15 protein-coding genes are annotated in these 16,833 nt (G+C 68.6%); 6 read left to right on the top strand and 9 right to left on the bottom strand.

What is annotated here, in order from left to right:
• Positions 1 to 5 precede the first annotated feature (5 nt).
• Positions 6 to 281, bottom strand: coding sequence for a hypothetical protein (locus Mth01_RS04660; RefSeq protein WP_204011771.1), 276 nt, complete (start codon positions 279 to 281; stop codon positions 6 to 8).
• A 500-nt stretch (positions 282 to 781) separates the two neighbouring features.
• Between Mth01_RS04660 and recA the strand changes: the two genes are divergently transcribed.
• The 3 genes from recA (at position 782) to rny (ending at position 4,411) form a co-directional block, all read left to right on the top strand.
• Positions 782 to 1,903, top strand: a complete 1,122-nt coding sequence (gene recA, locus Mth01_RS04655) for a recombinase RecA (RefSeq protein WP_204011768.1) — start codon at positions 782 to 784, stop codon at positions 1,901 to 1,903.
• An 8-nt stretch (positions 1,904 to 1,911) separates the two neighbouring features.
• Positions 1,912 to 2,481, top strand: coding sequence for a recombination regulator RecX (gene recX, locus Mth01_RS04650; protein WP_204011767.1), 570 nt, complete (start codon positions 1,912 to 1,914; stop codon positions 2,479 to 2,481).
• 304 nt (positions 2,482 to 2,785) lie between these two features.
• Positions 2,786 to 4,411, top strand: a complete 1,626-nt coding sequence (rny, locus tag Mth01_RS04645; protein ID WP_407695919.1) for a ribonuclease Y — start codon at positions 2,786 to 2,788, stop codon at positions 4,409 to 4,411.
• Between the two features lie 61 nt (positions 4,412 to 4,472).
• On the opposite strand, the gene Mth01_RS04640 is transcribed toward rny, so the two are convergent.
• The 6 genes from Mth01_RS04640 to Mth01_RS04615 form a co-directional block, all read right to left on the bottom strand.
• Positions 4,473 to 5,213: a transporter substrate-binding domain-containing protein gene (locus Mth01_RS04640; RefSeq protein WP_204011762.1), complete on the bottom strand. Its 741-nt coding sequence runs from the start codon at positions 5,211 to 5,213 to the stop codon at positions 4,473 to 4,475.
• Between the two features lie 104 nt (positions 5,214 to 5,317).
• Entirely contained in the window at positions 5,318 to 6,175 is an 858-nt protein-coding gene (locus Mth01_RS04635; RefSeq protein ID WP_239089355.1) for an amino acid ABC transporter permease, read from the bottom strand.
• A gap of 8 nt (positions 6,176 to 6,183) precedes the next feature.
• Positions 6,184 to 6,852 (bottom strand): amino acid ABC transporter permease, encoded by a 669-nt coding sequence (locus Mth01_RS04630; RefSeq protein WP_204011755.1) that lies wholly within the window; start codon positions 6,850 to 6,852, stop codon positions 6,184 to 6,186.
• Positions 6,853 to 6,946: 94 nt separating this feature from the next.
• On the bottom strand, positions 6,947 to 7,822 hold the full coding sequence (locus Mth01_RS04625; protein ID WP_204011752.1) for a glutamate ABC transporter substrate-binding protein: 876 nt from the start codon (positions 7,820 to 7,822) through the stop codon (positions 6,947 to 6,949).
• 56 nt (positions 7,823 to 7,878) lie between these two features.
• On the bottom strand, positions 7,879 to 8,634 hold the full coding sequence (locus tag Mth01_RS04620) for an amino acid ABC transporter ATP-binding protein (RefSeq protein ID WP_275408887.1): 756 nt from the start codon (positions 8,632 to 8,634) through the stop codon (positions 7,879 to 7,881).
• A 134-nt stretch (positions 8,635 to 8,768) separates the two neighbouring features.
• On the bottom strand, positions 8,769 to 9,410 hold the full coding sequence (locus tag Mth01_RS04615; RefSeq protein WP_308440769.1) for a Uma2 family endonuclease: 642 nt from the start codon (positions 9,408 to 9,410) through the stop codon (positions 8,769 to 8,771).
• Positions 9,411 to 9,580: 170 nt separating this feature from the next.
• Here Mth01_RS04615 and miaB point away from each other — a divergent pair, with 170 nt between their 5' ends.
• A complete protein-coding gene (gene miaB / locus Mth01_RS04610) occupies positions 9,581 to 11,092 on the top strand; it encodes a tRNA (N6-isopentenyl adenosine(37)-C2)-methylthiotransferase MiaB (protein WP_204011746.1) in 1,512 nt (503 codons plus the stop codon).
• Positions 11,093 to 12,090: 998 nt separating this feature from the next.
• On the opposite strand, the gene Mth01_RS04605 is transcribed toward miaB, so the two are convergent.
• Positions 12,091 to 12,534, bottom strand: coding sequence for a hypothetical protein (locus Mth01_RS04605; protein WP_204011744.1), 444 nt, complete (start codon positions 12,532 to 12,534; stop codon positions 12,091 to 12,093).
• On the bottom strand, positions 12,531 to 14,924 hold the full coding sequence (locus Mth01_RS04600; protein ID WP_204011742.1) for a nitric-oxide reductase large subunit: 2,394 nt from the start codon (positions 14,922 to 14,924) through the stop codon (positions 12,531 to 12,533). The genes Mth01_RS04605 and Mth01_RS04600 overlap by 4 nt, the downstream gene beginning before the upstream one ends.
• Positions 14,925 to 15,232: 308 nt before the next feature.
• Here Mth01_RS04600 and Mth01_RS04595 point away from each other — a divergent pair, with 308 nt between their 5' ends.
• Entirely contained in the window at positions 15,233 to 16,177 is a 945-nt protein-coding gene (locus tag Mth01_RS04595) for a ribonuclease Z (RefSeq protein ID WP_204011740.1), read from the top strand.
• Between the two features lie 53 nt (positions 16,178 to 16,230).
• The gene (locus Mth01_RS04590) at positions 16,231 to 16,761 is read left to right on the top strand and encodes a methylated-DNA--[protein]-cysteine S-methyltransferase (protein ID WP_239089354.1); all 531 of its coding nucleotides are present in this window, start codon (positions 16,231 to 16,233) and stop codon (positions 16,759 to 16,761) included.
• Positions 16,762 to 16,833: the final 72 nt, after the last annotated feature.

Raw genomic sequence — 16,833 nt, 5'->3', positions numbered from 1 at the left:
AACGCTCAGACGGGTTGGGACAGCAGCTTCCTGATCCTGTCGGCCGCCAGGCCGGGCTCATCGGCGTTCTCCTGTCCGTCGGGGGACCACAGGAACACCCAGCCCTCCTTGGCAGGGGAGGCGAAGACGATCGTCTGCTTCCTGGTGCGCGGGTGCCAGATCCACAGCACCGGCTCCTCCCCGCCGATCATCCGGCTGGCGAGCCCCCGCTCCGGAAGCTGCCCGGCGAGGGTTTCCAGGAGGGAACGGCGCCGCCAGCCGTACTCACTGGTGCTCGTCACCGTCGCCGCCTTCTCCGGGGATCCGACTTTCCTACAAGCATTGCCGCAGGTCAGTCAGCTGACAACCATGCCGGGGTAAGGCCCGGACATCTAACGGAGAGGTTCGGGTCAGGCCAGCCCCGCGTCGTGCGCGAGGAGCGCGATCTGGGTCCGGTTGTCGAGGCCGAGCCTGGCCGTTGATCGAGCCCCTCACCTGGCCGCCTGCCACATCGCCGCATCTTCGACCACATGGACGCGGCCAAGTCGCGGTCGAGGCCTTCGCCGCCCGGGTGTGCTCGACCCGAGAGGGCGGGTGGCGGACGCCATCATCGGAGGGATCGGAGCGATGACGTGAGATGGCATGTGATCGAACAGCCGTTCGGCTATATTTGACTCGTCGCCGCCGGGGTGCGGCGGAGCCGATGGGAGTCCCGAGGGCTCCCGGGAAGCCCCGGAAAATGTCGGTGGCACCCCGTAGTTTTCTGGTGACCGAGCAGACGACGACCCTCCAGGGGGCAGTAATGGCAATCAACGATCGCGAGAAGGCCCTCGAGACCGCCCTCGCGCAGATCGAGCGGCAGTTCGGCAAGGGCTCCGTCATGCGCCTCGGCGATGACACGCGCCCCCCGATCGAGGTCATCCCGACCGGCTCGATCTCCCTCGACGTCGCCCTGGGCATCGGCGGCTTCCCCCGAGGCCGGATCGTGGAGGTGTACGGACCCGAGTCGTCCGGTAAGACGACCGTCGCGCTGCACGCGGTGGCCAACGCCCAGAAGGGTGGGGGGATCGCCGCGTTCATCGACGCCGAGCACGCCCTCGACCCGGAGTACGCGAAGAAGTTGGGCGTCGACGTCGACGCGCTGCTCGTCTCCCAGCCCGACACCGGCGAGCAGGCCCTGGAGATCGCGGACATGCTGATCCGCTCCGGCGCCGTCGACATCATCGTCATCGACTCGGTGGCGGCACTTGTGCCGAAGGCCGAGATCGAGGGCGAGATGGGCGACAGCCACGTCGGCCTCCAGGCCCGCCTCATGTCGCAGGCCCTCCGCAAAATCGCCGGCGCACTCAACCAAACCCGGACAACCGCTATCTTTATCAACCAATTGCGGGAAAAAATCGGAGTCATGTTCGGATCACCCGAAACCACCACAGGTGGTAAGGCGCTGAAGTTCTATGCGTCGGTGCGGCTGGACGTGCGGCGGATCGAGACGCTGAAGGACGGCACCGAGCCGGTCGGCAACCGGACCCGGGTAAAAGTGGTGAAGAATAAGGTCAGTCCGCCATTCCGTCAAGCGGATTTCGACATCCTTTACGGTCAGGGCATCTCTCGGGAGGGCGGCCTGATCGACATGGGGGTCGAGCACGGGTTCGTGCGGAAGGCAGGCGCCTGGTACACGTACGAGGGCGACCAGCTCGGGCAGGGCAAGGAGAACGCCCGAAACTTCCTGAAGAACAACCCCGACATCGCCAACGAGATCGAGAAGAAGATCAAGGAGAAGCTCGGCATCGGGCCGCGCCTCGACACCCCCGGCGAGGCGGCTCCGGCGGCTCCCGCCGCCCCGGCCGCTCCCTCATCCGGGCGGGCCGCTTCCACATCCGGGCGGGGCAGCAAGGCCAGCACGCCCAAGCCGGGTGACGTCTGATCTCCAGGATGAGACGCGACGAGTTCCCCGGCCGGCGTGAGGGCCGGGGACCGGACGGGGACCCCAGGGAGCCCGATGCCGATCCGGAGGCGGTGGCGAGGGCGATCTGCCTGCGGCTGCTGACGATGGCGCCGAAGACCCGGGCTCAGCTCGCGGACGCTCTGAGCAGGCGGGGGGTCCCAGAGGAGGCGGCTCGGGCCGTGCTTGAGCGGTTCTCCGAGGTCGGGCTGATCGACGACGAGGCGTTCGCCGCGGCCTGGGTGAGCTCGCGGCATCACGGCCGAGGCCTGGCCCGGCGGGCGCTCGCCCAGGAGTTGCGGCATCGCGGCGTGGATGAGGAGACGGTCCAGGACGCGGTGGAACAACTCGATCCGGAGCAGGAGGTCGAGACCGCGCGGATCTTGGTCGCACGCAGGCTGGCCGCCACGCATGGTGCCGACCCGAGGGCGCGGACCCGGAGGCTGGTGGGGATGCTGGCCCGCAAGGGCTACTCGCCGGGCCTGGCGTTCCGGGTCGTCCGGGAGGCCCTGGAAACCGAGGGTTGCGACGTGGACGATCTCCCCGAGGAGATCGGCTGAGAGCGCCCATGTGGCCGGACCGACGGCCCGATGTGGGGAGATCCTGACAGTCTTTGCTTGCTCGTTACCTCTCTGACGCTTAATCTCGACCGCAGTGAGGAGTAACACTCCGCGCAGCGCGGATTTCCATAACGGTGAACGACAGGCGATAGATATTGACCGGCCTCCGGGCCATGTCGGGCGTCCTCCGGGATGCCCGGAGATTGAGACGATATTTGTCCTGGTGACGCCGCCGGGTGCTGTCGTGCTGCGCGTGTGCTCCCTCGCTGGCAGAGATCGCAAGGCGAGGAGAGGGTGAGCGCGCATGAATACGGTCGTGATCGTTTTGGCGGTTGCGGTGGTGCTGCTGGCGCTCGTGTCGGTCGCGGCCCTCGTGATCGTCGTGCGTCGTACCGGTGGCCTGCTCCCGTCGGCCGGTCCTTCGCCCGAACAGCTCAGCGCGGTGACGGCTGAGATGGATGAGGAGCTGGAGCGGGCCAGGCGGGAGGCCGAGGAGATCCGCATCAAGGCGGAGAAGGACGCGGAGGAGATCCTCAAGAAGTCCGATTCCCTGGCCGAGAGCGCCGCGGCCATGCGCAAGGAGGTCGAGGAGGAGGCCAGGGTCCTCAAGACGGAGATCAAGGAGCTCCGGACCGACCTCGAACGGCGGGAGGGCCGGCTGGCCGAGCGTGAGCAGCGGCTGGACGAGGAAGCCCGCCGGCAGGCCGATCGGGCGCGCAAGCTGGCTGAGACGGAGACCGAGCTGGCCGACCGCCGTGAGGAGCTCGACCGGGCCGCCGAGCGGCGCCGGGAAATCCTGGAACGGGTGGCGGGTCTCACCGCCGGGCAGGCCAAGGGCGAGCTGGTCAGGGAGATCGAGAACCAGGCCAAGCGCGAGGCCGCGCTGATCGTGCGGGAGATCGAGAGTGAGGCGCGCAAGGAAGGCGAGAAGCGTGCCTGCAAGATCGTGACATTGGCCGTCCAGCGGGTGGCCACCGAGCAGACGGCCGAGTCGGTGGTCAGCGTGCTCCATCTGCCCGGCGACGAGATGAAGGGTCGCATCATCGGCCGTGAGGGCCGCAACATCCGGGCCTTCGAGTCCACGACCGGCGTCAACCTGATCATCGACGACACGCCGGAGGCCGTGCTCCTGTCGTGCTTCGACCCCGTGCGGCGGGAGACGGCGAGGCTGACGCTGGAGAAGTTGGTCCTCGACGGGCGCATCCATCCCCAGCGCATCGAGGAGGCCCACGAACGCAGCAAGGCAGAGGTGCTCGACCTGTGCGTCCGCGCGGGAGAGGACGCGCTGGTCGAGTTGGGCATCACCGAGATGCATCCGGAGCTGGTCACGCTGCTCGGGCAGCTCCGTTACCGCACCTCGTACGGGCAGAACGTGCTCAAGCACCTGATCGAGTCGGCGCATCTGGCCGGGATCATGGCTTCGGAGCTGCGGCTCGATCGTGACCTGGTGAAGCGGTGCGCGCTGCTGCACGACATCGGCAAGGCGCTCACCCACGAGGTCGAGGGCAGCCACGCGCTGATCGGAGCGGAGATCGCCCGGCGGTACGGCGAGCACGAGGACGTGGTCCACGCGATCGAGGCGCATCACAACGAGGTGGAGGTCCGTACGGTCGAGGCCGTGCTGACCCAGGCCGCCGACGCGATCAGCGGTGGCCGGCCGGGGGCGCGGCGCGAGTCTCTCGAGGCGTATGTCAAGCGGCTCGAGCGGCTCGAGGAGATCGCCCAGTCGTACGAAGGTGTGGACAAGGTGTTCGCGATGCAGGCCGGCCGGGAGATCCGGGTGATGGTGCGACCGGATGCGGTGGACGACATCCAGGCCCAGGTGATCGCGCGGGATGTCGCCAAGCAGGTCGAGGAGGAGCTCACCTACCCGGGCCAGATCCGGATCAACGTGGTCCGCGAGTCGCGGGCCACCGAGTTCGCCCGCTGACCGTCGCCGGCCAGTACGCCATCGGCCACTACACCACCGACCCCCTCCACCGCCGACCGCGCTACAGCTGCGAGCGCGGCAGGGCCGGGGGTGAGGTGTATCGCGTGGCCAGCACGCCGAGATAGTCGATGACGGCGCGTTTCCAGGCGCCGTCGTCGAACATGTGGCGCAGGGCGTCGTTGACCTGGTCCCTGAGCGTGTCCGATCCGGTGCCGATGCCGTACCGCTCGGTGGTCAGGGGGCGGCCGCTGATCCGGAACCGGCCGGGGTACTGCGCGGCGAGACCGACGAGGACGGGGGCGTCGGCCACGATCGCGTCGATCCTCCCGTCGGCCAGCAGCGGCGCGCACGCGGCCGGGACGTTCGCCTCCGCGAGGAACGCGTCCTTCCATTTCCCGCCGAACGCCCGGATGAGGCGCTTCGCCGACGCGCTGGTCGCGCAGACGCGTCTGCGGGCGAGATCACGCAGCTTGCGTATCGTCAGGTCGCCCGCGCGGACGAGGATGTCGGTGCTGGTCTCCAGGTAGGGCCCGGCGACGTTCCGCAGGGCGGGTGAGCCCATCGTGCCGAGGACCAGGTCGGCCTGTTCCGGGTCGGCGGTGTAGGTGATCTGGTCGTCACGGTAGCCGAGCTCATGGGCGACGTAGTGGGCCACCGCGATGTCGAAGCCGGAGACTCTCCCGCCGGGGAGGGGTGTGACGAGCCCAGGCTGTCCCTGACGCACGCCGACGACGAGCGTGCCGCTGCTCCCGCATCCCGTGAGCAGCGTGCCCGCCATCGCTACGCCTGCTAACAGGGCCACGACACGCCGCACCTGCCCAGGATCACGGCCGGTCCGACGGGCGGCAAGGAGCGACACGGCAAACACTTGCCCATGGATGACCGGACCGGCCTGATCAAACCGAGCTACTCGCCGATGTCCGCCGTCGCAGGTATCGGTTTCACGGATGTTCTGCGGCTGCGCCTGCTCCGCCTCTCCAGCCAGGTGGCCAGGGCGCTGAGCGTCATGTTGAGACCGACGTAGATGACTCCGATGACGATCGCGGCGGGGATGAGCGATCCGAAGAAGCGAGCCGGGAGGACCCTGAATCCATAGTTGAGCAGGTCGACGTACGCGATGATGTAGCCCAGCGCGGTGTCCTTGAGCAGCACGACGAGCTGGCTCACGATGGCGGGCATCATCGCGGTGACTGCCTGCGGAAGCAGGACCAGCCGCATCACCTGGTTCTTGCGGAACCCGATCGCGTAGGCCGCCTCCGACTGGCCCTTCGGCACGGCCAGGACGCCGGCTCGGACCACCTCGGCGAGGACCGAACCGTTGTAGAGCGTGAGACCGGCCACCAGCGCGATCAGCGTGTAGTCACCGCCGCCGAAGACGCTGGGGGCGAGGAAGAACAGGAAGAAGATCAGAAGAAGCAGCGGGATCGAGCGGAAGACCTCGACGACCGCGCCTGCGGACACCCTGATCCATCGGTGGTCGGAGAGCCTGGCCAGACCGAAGACCGAGCCGAAGACGAGCGCGAACACCGCGCTGAGACCAGCGGCCTTCAGCGTGCCGAGTAGGCCGGGGATGATGTACCCGGTCCAGGTCGCGGACTCGGTGAACGGCTCCCAGATCCTCCCCTCCCACTGGTGCTTCTCGTCGAACCTCAGATAGACGAGGTAGGCGATCGCCGCGATCCCGATCAAGGCCAGCAGCGTCAGCGCGTTGTTGCGCAGCCGTGCCCGGGGTCCCGGCGCGTCGAACAGCACCGAAGTGGTCACTGGGCCGCTCATCGGACCACCGCCAGACGTCGGGAGAGTCGGCCGGTGAGGAAGCCGACCGGCAGGGTGATGGCCATGAAGGCGAGGACGAGCCCGATGAAGATGGGGATCGACACGCCCGTGTCGTCGAAGGTGTCCCTCATCACGAATGCCGATTCGGCGAGGTAGCCGGCGGCGATGGCCACCGTGGTGTTCTTGATCATCGCGATCATGACGCTGCCCATCGGCGCGATGACCGCACGGAACGCCTGCGGCAGGATGATCAGTCGCAGGGACTGGAAGAAGGTGAGCCCGATCGCGCGGGCCGCCTCCGCCTGTCCCAGGGACACGGTGTTGATGCCCGAGCGCAGCGTCTCGGCTACGAACGAGGCGGTGTACGCGGACAGGCCCAGCACCACCAGCCAGAACGCGTTGGTGCTGGGCTCCTTGGAGAAGGACAGGCCGAGCGTGTCGCTCAGCCCCAGCGCGGAGAAGGCCAGCACCAGCGTCAGGGGTGTGTTGCGCACGATGTTGATGTAGGTGGCGGCGGCCGTGCGCAGGACCGGTGTCGGCGCGACCCGCAGGGACACGAGCACCGTGCCGGCGATCAGTGACAGGACCGCGCACACGAGGGAGAGCTCCACGTTCACCAGGAAGCCCGCGGCCAGGTCGGGCGCGTATTTGATCAGATCATTCATCGTGCTCCACGGTGCTGCTCTGCCGTGCTGTTCTGTCGGGCGACGTCGGCCGGTGACCCGGGGCACCGGGTCACCGGCCGCGCCATGCGACAGGTCAGGCGCAGGGCTCGAAGGCGGGGGCGGCCGTGGGGGCGCTGAGGCCCTGGGCCTTTCCGAACCACTTGCTGAACAGTTGCTGGATGGTGCCGTCCTGGTACATCTTGGTGATCGCGGCGTTGACCGCTTCGCAGGTCTTGGTGTCGCCCTTCTTCAGGCCGACGCCGTACTTCTCGTCGGTGAACGGCTTGCCCAGGATCTTGAAGCTGGCGCCGCCCTGCTCGGCGGCCTGGGTGGCGAACCCGGCCAGGATGAGGTCGTCGGTGGTGACCGCGTCGAGGTTGTTGCCGCCGAGCTTGTTCACGCACTCGGAGTAGGTGGCCGCGCCCACCAGTTCGGCGTCGAGGTCGAGCGCGCCGTCCGGCGGCGGGTCGGTGATCCGCTTGTAGGAGTTGGAGCCCGCGGCCTGGCAGATCCGCTTGCCGGCCAGGTCCTCGGGCTTGGCGATGCCGGTGTCGTCGCCGCGGACCATGACGTCCTGGTGGGCGACGATGTACGGCCCGCCGAAGGTCACCTTCTCCTTACGGCTTTCAGTGATCGAGTATGACGCGACGATCAGGTCCACGGTGCCGTTGGCGAGGAACGCCTCACGGTTGGAGGAGGCCGACTCCTTCCATTCGATGTCGACGTCCTGGCCGCCGGCCAGCTCCTTGACGACGTACTTCGCGACCTCGACGTCGAACCCTTCGGGCTCGCCCTTGGCGGGGTCTTTCAGGCCGAGCCCGGGCTGGTCCCACTTGGTGCCGACGACGATCTTCTTGGCGTCCTTCACCTTGTCGGCGACGCTGTCGTAGGTCTTGTCGCTCCCGCAGGCCGCGAGGCCCACGACCATGGCCGCGACGCCGAGGACCGCCCCTATTCGACGCACTCGCATTGACTGCCACCTCTACTTCCTCGCCCCGGCCCGGTCCGGGCCGGGGACGTGTGTGATCAATGGGTGAGGATCTTGGAAAGGAAGTCCCTGGCCCGTTCGCTGCTGGGCTGGGTGAAGAACTCCGCGGGCGGGGCCTGCTCGACGATCTGCCCGTCGGCCACGAACACGACCCGGTCCGCGGCCCGCCGGGCGAAGCCCATCTCGTGGGTGACGACCATCATGGTCATGCCCTCGCGGGCCAGAGCGGTCATGACGTCCAGCACTTCCTGGACCATTTCCGGGTCGAGCGCCGAGGTCGGCTCGTCGAAGAGGATCATCTTGGGATCCATGGCGAGAGCCCGGGCGATGGCGGTGCGCTGCTGCTGGCCCCCAGACAGCTGCGCCGGGTATTTGCCTGCCTGGGCGGCGATGCCGACCCGTTCGAGCAGTTCCATGCCCCGCTGCTCGGCCTGCTGCCGGGAGATCCCGCGAACCTTGGTCGGGCCGAGCGTGACGTTCTCCAGGATCGTCTTGTGGGAGAAAAGGTTGAAGGATTGGAACACCATGCCGACTTCGGAGCGCAGCCGGGCGAGGGCCTTTCCTTCCGCCGGCAACTCCCGCCCGTCGAAGACGATGGTCCCCGAGTCGATGGTCTCCAGCCGGTTGATCACGCGGCACAACGTGGACTTGCCGCCGCCGGAGGGGCCGATGACCACGACCACCTCGCCGCGTTCCACGGCCAGGTCGATGTCCTTCAGCACGTGCAGCGCGCCGAAGTGCTTGTTCACCCCTTCGAGCTTTACCAGCGGGGCGGAACCACCGGGCTCAGTCATGGTCAACAACGTAGGCGGGTTGATACTGCCAAGTCACTAACCACCTGGTACCGATCCGGTCACGACCTGCGAACTCTCCTGATCAGAGCCGATATGCACCGCTTCGTAGATCACCGGGCGTACGGAGGTGGAGATCAGAGCCAGGCGAGCGCGGCCGGATCGACCGTCACCTTGAACGGTTCGGCGAGCACGATCGAAGCGCCCGCCCCTATCCGATGGGTGAGCTGGTACTGACCGTCTTCGTCGAGCCGGTAGGTGAAGACGACGGGGAGCCGGTCCCCCGCCTGCCCCCGGAAGGGTGACATCTCCACCCGCCAGAAGTACGGAATGCCCGCTTCGGCGTACTTCGCAGGCTTGACCATGCGATCCATCGCCGTGGTCGACTTCGACACGATCTCCACCGCCAGGCGGACCCAGTCCGGCCTGGCCACGGTGGCGCCGTCCCGGATCGGCCGGCGTTCCACGACGGTGACGTCAGGGATGACACCGGGTCTGCCATCGAGGAGCAGGCCCATCGCGGTGATGGCTACAAGATCGTCCGGCGCGGCATCCTGCAGGACCGAGCGGAGGTTGTCACCGATCAATTGGTGCCGGGGGAGTGGGGCGGGGGACACGATCAGGCTCCCGTTGATGAGCTCGTAGCGGCTGCCGTCGCCCGCCCGCTCGTTGAGCTCGAACCATTCCTCGACGCTGAGCTCGCCAGGCGTGTGCCAGGGGCTGGTCGTCGCCGGCGACTCGTCCGCCTCCATTGACGCCTCCGCGGTTCGTGCGGGCATCGCCATCGCGGCTCACCACTTCCAGCAATCGGTCCGTTCTCATTTTCGCATGCGGTCGCGAAGGGCAATCTACCTGGCCATACATCGGAGTGTTAGGAAAACGTCACGAATGGTCATCGATTCGGTTGGCGTACGGGAAGGTGCCGGGGAACGCCTAGGCTTGTATCGCGATGACTGCGACCACGAATGCTGAGACCACCCAGGGCACCGAGGACGCGACCCGGACCTACGAGGTGCGGACCTACGGCTGCCAGATGAACGTGCACGACTCCGAGCGGCTGGCCGGGCTGCTGGAGGACGCCGGATACGTCCGGGCCCTCGAGGGGGAGGCCGCGGACGTCGTCGTGTTCAACACCTGCGCGGTGCGCGAGAACGCCGACAACCGGTTGTACGGAAACCTCGGCCACCTGCGGCCGATCAAGATGGCGCGGGAGGGCATGCAGATCGCGGTCGGCGGCTGCCTCGCCCAGAAGGACCAGGGCGAGATCGTCCGCCGCGCTCCGTGGGTCGACGTCGTGTTCGGCACGCACAACATCGGCTCGCTGCCGGTGCTGCTGGAACGCGCCCGGATCGCCCAGGAGGCGCAGGTCGAGATCAAGGACTCATTGGAGACCTTCCCGTCCACGCTGCCGACCCGGCGCGAGTCGCCGTACGCCGCGTGGGTGGCGATCTCGGTCGGGTGCAACAACACCTGCACGTTCTGCATCGTGCCGTCGCTGCGCGGCAAGGAGAAGGACCGCCGTCCCGGCGACGTCCTGGCCGAGGTGCGCACGCTGGTCGACCAGGGTGTGCTGGAGGTCACCCTGCTGGGGCAGAACGTCAACACCTACGGCGCCGAGTTCGGCGACCGGTTGGCGTTCGGCAAGCTGCTGCGGGCCTGCGGGGAGATCGACGGCCTGGAGCGGGTGCGCTTCACCTCGCCGCACCCCGCCGCGTTCACCGATGACGTGATCGACGCGATGGCCGAGACGCCGAACGTGATGCACCAGTTGCACATGCCGCTGCAGTCCGGCTCCGACCGGGTGCTGAAGGCGATGCGCCGGTCGTACCGTTCCGAGCGCTACCTCGGCATCCTCGACCGGGTTCGCGCGGCCATGCCCGACGCCGCGATCTCGACCGACATCATCGTGGGCTTCCCCGGCGAGACCGAGGAGGACTTCCAGCAGACGCTCGACGTCGTACGGCAGGCCCGCTTCGCGGGCGCGTTCACCTTCCAGTACTCCATCCGTCCCGGCACACCCGCCGCGACGATGGCGGACCAGGTGCCCAAGGAGGTCGTGCAGGAGCGGTACGAGCGCCTGGTCGCCCTCCAGGACGAGATCTCCTGGGCGGAGAACCGGGCGCAGACCGGCCGGACCGTCGAGGTGCTGATCGCCGAGGGGGAGGGCCGCAAGGACGACGCCACGCACCGCCTGTCCGGGCGCGCGGCGGACAACCGCCTCGTGCACGTCGCCGCCGCCGACGCCCGGCCGGGTGACATGGTGACCGCCGAGGTCACCTATGCCGCGCCGCATCACCTGGTGGCCGACAAGGTCCTGTCCGTACGGCGCACCCGCGCCGGCGACGCGTGGGAGGCGCGCCAGGGCGCCCCCGAACGGGGCCGTGCCGTCAGCCTCGGCATGCCCACGATCGGCCGTCCGGCTCCCGCCCCCGCCGACCCTCCCGCCTGCTCGGCCGTCTAGAGCGACCCGGGCAGGCCTGGGAAGTCGGCTCTAGCCGTTCATCAGCCGGTCGAGCACCTGGTAGCAGTAGTCCCGGCGTATGTCGTGGAAGGTCGCGCAGGGGTTCGGCGCCGGGCCATGACGTTGCCGCGGCGCCTCCCTTTCCGGGTCCTCCGGTGCCGGCCGCGCCGATCCTTCCGCCGTCGATGACTTCTCCGGAGCCGTGGATTCCCGTGGTGCCGGTGTCTTCCGCGGTGCCGGTGTCTTCCGCGGTGCCGGTGTCTTCCGTGGTGACGCTATCCTCCGCGGTGCCGGTTCCGCGCTCGGCGAGGCCTTTCCCGCCGCCGGTTGTTGCACCGACGGGCGGCCGGAGCGGGATTCGCGGCTGCCTGAGGAGGTGCTGCTCGAGGAGGTGCCGCCCGAGGAGGTGCCGCCCGGTCTTCGGGCCGGACCGACGTGGCGTTCCGTACCGCCTCCTTCCAGGTGCGGGGACCGGCCGGTCGCTTCGCGAGTCGTGTCCGTGGGTCGCGGGACCGGTCCCACGGTCACCCGCTCGGCCGGGACGAGTTCGGGCCGCGCGCTCGCGGTAGGCGCGGGGGCCGGGCTCGGTGCGGTCTCCGGGCTCGTCGCGGCTCGCGCCCCAGGCGCCGCCCCGGCATACGGCATCGGGGCGGGACCCGGACGAGACCCCACGTCCCGTACACGCTGCGCGTCGGCTTCAGGTGTGAGACCCGTCCCGGCGGCCGGCACGTCGCGCGGTTCCTCCAAGGAGTGCGCGGGCATTCCATCCGCCCCTGATCGTGCCGAGGCGGCCGGGGAGCGCTCGGGCGCGGCACCGAGGGCGATGGCGAAGCCGGCGAGGGCGACCACGCCCGTGATCCCCGCTACGGCGAGAATCCCGGAACCTCTACGCCGGGTCTTCTGAGTTTCCTGGGTTTCCTGGGTTTCCGGTATGGGGTCATACTGCGGCAACGTGGTGATTCTTCCTGATCGCTACGGACCGTTTCTGTCCTTCACGTTCAGTGTGCTCGCCGGTGTCTCGCCTCGGGGACGTTTTCCACAACCGGGTCTTCCTCGCGTTTAGTCGGCCCAGTCGTACGGGACGCCCGGGCGTGGCGCAGTCGCCGTACGATCCGCGCGGCCAGCAGGCCGTGCGCCGATCCGGCCGCGATCAGGGTCAGTGCCTCGAACGGCCGGTGGTGGCGGACCAGTTCGCCCGCGACGAGGGCCACGGCGACCACCGTGACGAACAGGGACACCACCTGGTGGAAGCGGCTCGCCTCGGAGTGCGGCCAATCCTCGGGGTCGGCGGGGCCCGGCGCGTCCGGCACCGCACGCCGATAGCCGGCGAACACCCGTGAGGCCCAGGCGCTGGTCGGCTGGCGGCCGTAGATCTCCAGTACGGTGGCCACCACGAGCAGCGCCACGGCATACGCGGCTATGAACACGACCTCGCCGCTCATCGGCCCACCGGTTCGGCCGGGTCGCCGCCGACGGCCGCCACATCATCGGGCTCGACGACCTCGGTGAAGAGCAGGACCTGCTCCGGTGCGTCCACCCGCCGTGCCGCGGCGACCCGGTAGCGGATCCCCAGCCAGGTCATCCACAGCAGCGGCAGCACGCCGCCGACCATGAACACCACGTCGCCCGGGAGCCGGAGCCACTCCAGCACGGCGTTCGCCTTGCCCTGGAGGTATCCCAGGCTGCGGGCGTCGGCGTATCCGGCTTCGAGGACCTTGTAGAGCTGCAGCGCGCCGCCGGGCAGGAGGGTGGCGAACGACATCCAGGCCAGGCCCAGGTTGAGCGACCAGAAGGACAGCCGCGGCCAGCGGTCGGACCAGCGCTCCTCCGGGATGAGGTAGCGCAGCGCGAACAGGGCGAACCCCACCGCCAGCATGCCGTACACGCCCATCATCGCGCCGTGCGCGTGGTTGGCGGTCAGCCCGGTGCCGATCTCGTAGTAGGACACGATCGGCAGGTTGATCAGGAACCCGAAGATCCCGGCACCCAGGAAGTTCCAGAAGCCGACGGCGACCAGGAACATCACGGCCCATCGGTGCGGGAACGGCGTGCTCGACGGGCTCTTCTTACGGGCGCCGAGCTGCAGGAAGCTCCAGGCCTCCACGGTCAGGAACAGCAGCGGGATGACCTCGAGCGCGGAGAACATCGCGCCGAGGGCGAGGTGCTCGGCGGGCTCGCCGGAGAAGTACAGGTGGTGCATGGTGCCGATCACGCCGCCGGCGCTGTAGAGGACGATGTCGAGATAGATCACCGCCAGTGCCACCCGCTCGCGCACCACGCCGAGCATGACGAACAGGTAGGCGACGGTGACCGTGGTGAACAGCTCCATGAAGTCCTCGACCCACAGATGCACCACGATGAACCGCCAGAAATCGGCGCTGGTGAACGACGAGTCCGGCGTGGCGAGCAGGCCGACGGCGTAGAACGCCGGAAGCGCGAGCGCGGCGAGGAAGAACAGCCACGGCATGTTGGCCACGCTCTCGCTGCGCAGCCGTCTGCGCAGCCCCCGGAAGAGGATCACCACCCAGAGGGTCAGCCCGGCGACCAGCAGCACCTGCCACAGCCGCCCGAGGTCGAGGTATTCCCAGCCCTGGTTGCCGAGCCAGCTCCACATCGAGCCCAGCCACCCCCGCTGCCCGGCCAGCTCGCCCAGCAGGCTGCCGCCGACGACCACGACGAGCGCCCCGAGCAGCAGCCGCGACAGCAGCGCCTGCCTGCGCGGCTCCCAGCCGCGGGAGATCAGCGGCATCAGGAAGATGCCGATGGCCAGGAACGACGTGACCACCCAGAAGATCGCCAGCTGGGTGTGCCAGGTGCGGGTGAGGTTGTACGGCAGCCAGCGGTCCAGCGGAATGCCGAAGAAGGTGCCGAGGTCGGCACGGTAGTGCTGGGTGGCCGAGCCGACGAGGACCTGCACCAGGAACAGCCCTGCCATCGCGAAGAAGAACCAGGCAGTGGTGCGCTGCGCCGGCGTGAGCAGGACGTCGCGCGGCGAATGGAAGCGCAGGGTCCGCTGGTCGCGGCCGTGCCAGCCCAGGAAGTTCCACCGGCCGAACGCGGCGAACAGCGCTCCGGCGCCGCCCAGCAGGAAGATCAGCGAGAGCACGCTCCAGGTCACCATGTGGCCGGTCGGCCCGTTGTCCACCAGTGGCTCGGCGGGCCAGTTGTTGGTGTACGAGTAGGTCTCGCCGGGCCGCTGCGCGGCGGCGGCCCAGGCCGACCAGCCGAAGTAGGCGGTCAGGTTGTGGATGTCCTTCGGGTCGGTCACCGCTTCCGGGCGCAGCCCCTGCTTGCCCTCGGGACGGCCGAGAAGGTCCGCGTAGTGGGCCGTGATCTGCTTGAACGCCGCGGCCTGGGCCGCCGTCCAGACGAGTGTGCCCGTGCGCTCGTCGTATCGGTTCGTACGGAAATCGGAGACGGTGGCGGCGTGCGCGTCCTGTGCCCCGGCCTTGCGATGCTGCTCCTGCACGAACGTGGCGCTGCGGTGCAGGTAGTCCGCGGTGAAGTCGGGGCCCAGGTATGCGCCGTGCCCGAAGATCGAGCCGTACTGCATGAGACCGGTGCTCAGGAAGACCTTCTGACCGTTTCGCACGTCGTCGCCGGTGAAGAGCACCTGTCCGTCAGAGGTGGACACGCGTTGCGGGATGGGCGGCTCCGCCTGGTAGGTGCGGACCGCGAGCAGTCCGAGAACGAGGAAGCCGACGGCGGTGACCAGGACGGCCGCCTGGACCCAGCCGCGGCCGATCATGCGAGCTCGCCTGCCCGGGGAATCCGGATCGGGTCTGGCCGGAGGAACGTCCTCGGCCGACTGCTCGACGGTGATGTCCGACATCCTCGCTCATCCTCCCTGGGCGCCTGACTGCTTTAGTTTTTTCACGAAGAATGTTGTACAAACTACCCGCGGTGAACAGCGGTCCTTCACTCGCCCTCCTTCAGTGTCGGATCGCACCTGAAATCCCCGCTCCACCTGGGATTTTGTACGACAGCGAGACTCTTTTGATCTTCGGAGACCCGGTGGATCGCCAAGGGTGCCCGATTGTTTTTTTACAAAGTTGACAGTTAAATTACCGTCGCGGTGATCTTCTGCTCATGTCGTGAGAGATGGGGCCGCCGACGGAAGCAGCGCCTAGCATCGCGAGTGTGTCCGTTCGCGAACTGGTCGTCCTGGGTACGTCGAGCGCCGTCCCCACCCGGCATCGCAACCACAACGGGTATCTGCTGCGCTGGGACGGCGAGGGCTTCCTGTTCGACCCGGGGGAGGGCACCCAGCGGCAGATGGTGCACGCCGGGGTGGGCTCGCACGACCTCACCTGGATCTGCGTGACGCACTTCCACGGCGACCACTGCCTCGGTGTGCCCGGGGTGATCCAGCGCATCGCGCGAGATCGGGTGGACCACCAGGTCCAGGCCGCCTATCCAGCGGCCGGCGAGCACTACTGGCGGCGGCTGCGCCACGCCACCTCCTTCGGCGACACCGCTGTGATCGTCCGACGCCCGGTCTCCGGTGATCTGGTCGAGTGGCCGGCCGGTCCGGTGACGCTCACCGCCCGGCCGCTGTCACACCCCATCGAGTCGTACGGCTACCGCCTGGACGAGCCGGCCGGCCGCCGGATGCTGCCCGAGGAGCTGGCCCGGCGGGGTGTGCACGGGCCGATGGTCGGCGAGTTGCAGCGGCGCGGCTCGCTCACCCTGCCCGATGGCTCGACGGTGACGCTGGCCGAATGCAGCGCGCCACGCCCGGGCCAAAGCGCCGCGTTCGTGATGGACACCCGGCTGTGCGACGGGGTGTTCGCGCTGGCCGACGGCGTGGACCTGCTGGTGATCGAGTCGACGTTCCTGTCCGCCGAGGCGGAACTGGCCGTCGCCTACGGGCACCTCACCGCGGCGCAGGCCGGCCGGGTGGCGGCGGAGTGCGGGGTGCGGCGTCTCGTGCTGACCCACTTCTCCGAGCGCTACTCCTTCGAAGACGAGCCCCGGTTCGTCGCCGAGGTCCGCGAGACGTACGCGGGGGACGTGATCGTGGCGCGCGACCTCATGCGGATCCCCGTGCCCAAAAGGGACATAGCGCCGAAGTGGGCGCCCTGATCTCGCCCTGAACTTCCGTGCGTGTCGTGCCGATCCCGGTGGAGAATGGACGAGTGGGGGAAACCGTAGCGTTCGGGAGCGTCCCGACCCGGCTCGGCGACGTGCTCGCGGCCGTGACGGAGGAGGGCGTCGTCGCCACGCACTTCCGCGACGATCCGCGGGTACGGACACGCATCGCCGCCCGCCTCGGGCTGGCCGTGGCCGACGATCCCGCCCGTACGGCTCCCGCCCGCGCCGAGCTCGCCGCCTACTTCCATGGTGACCTGCGGGAGTTCGGCGTCCCGGTCGACTGGCGGCTCACCTCGACGCTCCAGCGTCAGGTCCTCGGCACGCTCTTCGCGACCGTTCCGTACGGAAAAGTCGTGACATACGGAGAGCTGGCGGCCAGTAGCGGGACCGGCGTCCCGGCCCGCGGCATCGGGGCGATCATGGGTGGCAACCCGATCCCGATCATCGTGCCGTGCCACCGGGTGGTCGCGGGCAACGGTCTGGGCGGGTTCAGCGGCGGCGACGGCGTGGAGTCCAAGCGTTGGCTGCTGACCCTCGAAGGCCATCTTCCGCCGACGCTCGACTGGCACATCTGACCACCGGCACATCTGACACCGGCACATCTGACCACCGGGACATCTGCGCTTCCCGGCACTGCCACACTGGAC

The sequence above is a fragment of the Sphaerimonospora thailandensis genome (assembly GCF_016863115.1).
Taxonomy (GTDB): Bacteria; Actinomycetota; Actinomycetes; order Streptosporangiales; family Streptosporangiaceae; genus Sphaerimonospora; species Sphaerimonospora cavernae.
Note: the sequence above shows the minus strand (reverse complement) of the source record. Positions and strands in the feature narration are given on the sequence as shown.